2 protein-coding genes and 5 tRNA genes are annotated in these 4,415 nt (G+C 42.1%); 6 read left to right on the forward strand and 1 reads right to left on the reverse strand.

The annotated features are described in order from the left end of the window. Positions 1-413 precede the first annotated feature (413 nt). From AB4517_RS02675 to AB4517_RS02700, 6 genes are all read left to right on the forward strand, one after another. On the forward strand, positions 414-2,039 hold the full coding sequence (locus AB4517_RS02675; RefSeq protein ID WP_102530121.1) for a methyl-accepting chemotaxis protein: 1,626 nt from the start codon (positions 414-416) through the stop codon (positions 2,037-2,039). Positions 2,040-2,274: 235 nt separating this feature from the next. Further along, positions 2,275-2,350: transfer RNA gene (locus tag AB4517_RS02680), tRNA-Phe, on the forward strand. Between the two features lie 56 nt (positions 2,351-2,406). After that, positions 2,407-2,482: transfer RNA gene (locus tag AB4517_RS02685), tRNA-Thr, on the forward strand. A gap of 24 nt (positions 2,483-2,506) precedes the next feature. Continuing rightward, positions 2,507-2,582: transfer RNA gene (locus AB4517_RS02690), tRNA-Asn, on the forward strand. A gap of 36 nt (positions 2,583-2,618) precedes the next feature. Next, positions 2,619-2,694 (forward strand) — tRNA-Thr (locus AB4517_RS02695). 29 nt (positions 2,695-2,723) lie between these two features. Beyond that, positions 2,724-2,799: transfer RNA gene (locus tag AB4517_RS02700), tRNA-Asn, on the forward strand. Between the two features lie 344 nt (positions 2,800-3,143). Here the strand turns inward: AB4517_RS02700 and AB4517_RS02705 are convergent. Next, positions 3,144-3,539, reverse strand: coding sequence for a DUF2391 family protein (locus tag AB4517_RS02705; RefSeq protein ID WP_372147859.1), 396 nt, complete (start codon positions 3,537-3,539; stop codon positions 3,144-3,146). Positions 3,540-4,415: the final 876 nt, after the last annotated feature.

Below are 4,415 nucleotides of genomic sequence, written 5' to 3' on the forward strand. Positions count from 1 at the left end.
AGTCTTGCAAGGGGAGCCACATTCAAGAAAGCCAAGTCGAAAGACTTGGCTTTTTTTCGTTTGAACAAAAACAAACTCTATTCAATAGACACATCAGCTCAACGCAACTCTTAATCAGTCTCGATAAGTTGAGTTATATCCTTCTAGTACCTTCACTACAGCAGTTGATTCTAAGTTCTATAAAGAACCTCTATTCCAACAGAACCAACTAATCCCAGAAATCCCCTTCCCCACCTTAACTCCGTAAGCCGTCACATCAAAACAAACAGAATTCCATTTCATTACTTTTTTTTCTTCGAAAATTTAATCTCTATCATGTTTTGATATCTTTCTAATATCTGCCATACACGACTTAGATTAAGATTCGATGAACTATACCTAATACTAATTATTGAATCGCTGCGCGGGGAAACATGAAACTAAAAACGCAAGCTTACTTATTATCGGGCATCATCTTGATCGCCCTGCTAGCACTGACCGCTACTGGTTTATGGACATTGAGAGTCGCGAGCAACATGGACAACAAAGCTCGCGTGACCGAGCTATTTAAGAGTGCATACAGCATCCTTACTGAAGTCGAAAAAATGGCGATTGATGGCACTCTAGAAGAAGAGCAAGCTAAGCAACTAGCTACTCGCCTTCTACGTAACAACATCTATAAAGATAATGAATATGTTTACGTAGCCGATGAGAACATGACGTTTGTCGCGACACCATTAGATCCTCAATTACACGGAACCAGCTTTAACGACTTTAAAGATGGCAACGGGAATAGTGTTGGTCAGCTAATCCAAAGAGTACTTGGTAATCGTACTGGGCAGATCATTGAGTACACCTGGACACAAAAACTGCCAGATGGAACGATTGAAGAAAAACTGTCTATAGCAGAGAAAACACCACATTGGGGCTGGGTTGTCGGCACAGGTATCGGGTTCAATGAAGTTAACGCTCGTTTCTGGTCTACCGCTCAATGGCAGCTGTTCCTTTGTGTCGTGATTGCTGGTCTTATTCTATCGAGCCTAATTGTATCTATTAAACGCATGCTAGCGCTTCTTGGTGGCGAACCTAAAGATGTAAGAGAAGCTGTACAAGCCGTAGCACAAGGTCGAATTCAAACCTCTTTCGAAACTCAGGCGACAGACGGCAGTATTTACCACGCCGTACAACAAATGAGTAAGTCACTGGCTGAGTTGGTATCAAACCTGGACGCTTCAATGCTGGCATTAAGGGGAGAACTGCAGCGCGTAGAAGACCGTGCTGGGTCAATTGCTCAACTGACAGAGACCCAACAACAATCAACAGAGATGATCGCGACAGCAATGACCGAAATGGCCTCTTCAGCTAATAATGTCGCTGATTCAGCTAGCGATACCGCGCGCAACACCGATGAGGCCGATAAACAGAGCCAGCATACCCAACGACTCATTCACAACACAGTGGACAACATTCAAGGCCTAGCTGGCCAACTAGGCACAGCAAGCGAAGCGGTCGCTAACCTAGATAACGATGTAAACAACATTGCGAAAGTATTGGATGTGATTGGTGATATAGCGGAGCAAACTAACCTGTTGGCACTTAACGCTGCCATTGAAGCAGCTCGAGCTGGCGAACAAGGTCGTGGATTTGCGGTTGTAGCAGATGAGGTTCGTAACCTTGCAGGCCGAACACAATCGAGCACCAAAGAAATCCAATTAATGATTAACAACCTTCAAGAAGGATCTCGCAACGCAATTCAAACCATGGAAGTTTGTGCCGCGACCAGTGAAAGTACCGTAACAGAGTCTCAAAACGCCTCTGAAGCACTACAACAGATTGTTGTCGCATTAGAGTCCATTTCATCAATGAGTCATCAAATCGCAACTGCGGCCGCTGAGCAGACTCAGGTGAGCGATGATATATCGAAGCGTATTAATATGATCGAAGAGAGCGGTAACCAACTGAGCAATGTCGTAACAGAAAGTCATAGCAGTACCCAAACTCTTGCCTCTCTTTCAAACGAATTAGAAGCTTGGGTTAATAGGTTTGAAGTAAAACACTAAACTCCCTAGAAAATTTTTAAATAAAAAAGCACGTTTTCATACGTGCTTTTTTTATTTCGGCGCCCATTCAGTGTAGTTAACCGTAGTTTTACTATCTTTTAGGGCATGCTAGACCTAGGTTTTTCACCCCAAACGAGCAAAAACAACCCACTAAGTATAGAAAAACATCAAACGATACTTTTTTTGCAATTTAATGTTGACCCAGAACGCGAAAACACGTTTAATACACCTCGTCGCCCGGATAGCTCAGTCGGTAGAGCAGAGGATTGAAAATCCTCGTGTCGGTGGTTCGATTCCGCCTCCGGGCACCACAATTTATTTGTTGGTGTCCTAGACAACAACAGTAAAGCACAAAGAAATATTATGTGCCGACTTAGCTCAGTAGGTAGAGCAACTGACTTGTAATCAGTAGGTCACCAGTTCGACTCCGGTAGTCGGCACCATTTCTTTAAAGCTTTAAGAATAATTCCCCTTTAGTTCAGTTGGTAGAACGGCGGACTGTTAATCCGTATGTCGCAAGTTCAAGTCTTGCAAGGGGAGCCAAGTTAATCATCAAGCATAAGCTTTTTGATTCATGATGCCGACTTAGCTCAGTAGGTAGAGCAACTGACTTGTAATCAGTAGGTCACCAGTTCGATTCCGGTAGTCGGCACCATTCTCTTGATTAGAGACTAAACAATCAATTCCCCTTTAGTTCAGTTGGTAGAACGGCGGACTGTTAATCCGTATGTCGCAAGTTCAAGTCTTGCAAGGGGAGCCAATTAAAAGAAGCCGCATCATTGATGCGGCTTTTTTGCATCTAAAGATCCTAACTTATTAATACAACTACCCTCACCTTTCAAATACCATATTCAATTCAGAAACCAACCGTTTTTATATCCTTCCAAAGCTACAAATCTTCGCTACTTAATGCTCTTCAAAATCTCCCAACAACAAACGACACATTCACGTAAGAGTCAGTCACAGTACGTTGCTACTCATTTTATTGACTAGGAGATCGGTTGAAAAAATCAATACTAAGTTTGGAGGTAAGAAAGCTAAATAACGAATCAAGTAAGCGCTGAAAAGCTCTGTAAGACACTTCAATCCAAATTGATACACAGATTACTCTTTATCAAAACTATCCACTACAATAGCGCCCATAGAGGCTGGCATTGAAATAACAATCACTCTTTTGATCGATACGACGGGATCACTCAATAGAGGTAATTTGTCCAGGCAAGTCAGTACCAAAGTAACGACCAATGCCGTCATAACATAAGCAATCACTATTCTGAAAATAAACACCGGCAACCGAGCAACAACATCTTTTTGAAAGACACTCTCATACGTATAGAAGCCTAAGAACACCGCAGACAGTAAAAATAGCAGCAATAGATTAGCGGTAGGTAAAGTCTCCCCTAACTTCCAAGCCTCTTCAGAAAAAGAAATCGGCACGGCCAAGGCAAAAGATCCCACAAAGATCTGGCTCGCATCTTCAAAGTTAAAACTCAATTTCATAATTCGACCCATTAGGTTTAAGGCTTTATCTAATTCTGAAAAGAATCACAAAACTATCCGCCAATGATTTGGGGGATTTTTATTTCTACTAAGCAAACAGTAGTGACCTTCTAGCTTCATCTTAGTCGCAATAACCAAAACATAGCTTGAACTAACCAGCAAGAAATCAATATGCTCAGAGCAAAACGGTCAACACGACTGATTAATATCGAGTCAACAAACACATCAAAATCGAAGACAGAGTGGTAACCCCTAATATACCAGCACCTAGAACCAAAGAATCTAAATCCGCAGGGTGATAAACGTCACTTCACGAATACGAGGGATGCTCTATTTCTTAGCTTATATACCCCTCAGGCACCACTTGGGAACACACTTAGCGACTCTCACCTTTAAGCTGAATCTAGCCTACTTTCACCCTTTGAAGTACTTAGAACGAGTCGCTCAATACCATCGAGAGTGGTTTAAGCTCAATGCATAACAAGAGACATTAAGTCGACTCATTATGAGCTCTAGCGTTCTTTAGAGAAGCCTCCATGATAGAGCCCTAATTACACGTATCCTATAGATTCACAGATAGAGCAGAAGTCAGATTTCGTAGCCGAAAGGCTGTTAACTAATACTGAGAGCCGCTCACTTAATAAAGGAAACATCTACAGCGCGTATGGCTCGAGTATCTGAATGCTAAACTTAAAGCTATATACGTTTGAAATCATGCTCGAGTCACCTCACAGCTGGAATCAGAAATGATGTAGTCCTAATCATGAGTTGGTTTTGGGAAAAACCTGAGCTAAGAGCTGTGGGCTGCGGGAAAATCTTTTGTGTAAGTTATTCGACTGACGTGCGAAACACTATGATTTATACCAATTAAAGTAA

Source organism: Vibrio sp. 10N.222.52.C3 (assembly GCF_041474195.1).
In the GTDB taxonomy this organism is placed as follows: Bacteria; Pseudomonadota; Gammaproteobacteria; order Enterobacterales; family Vibrionaceae; genus Vibrio; species Vibrio crassostreae_C.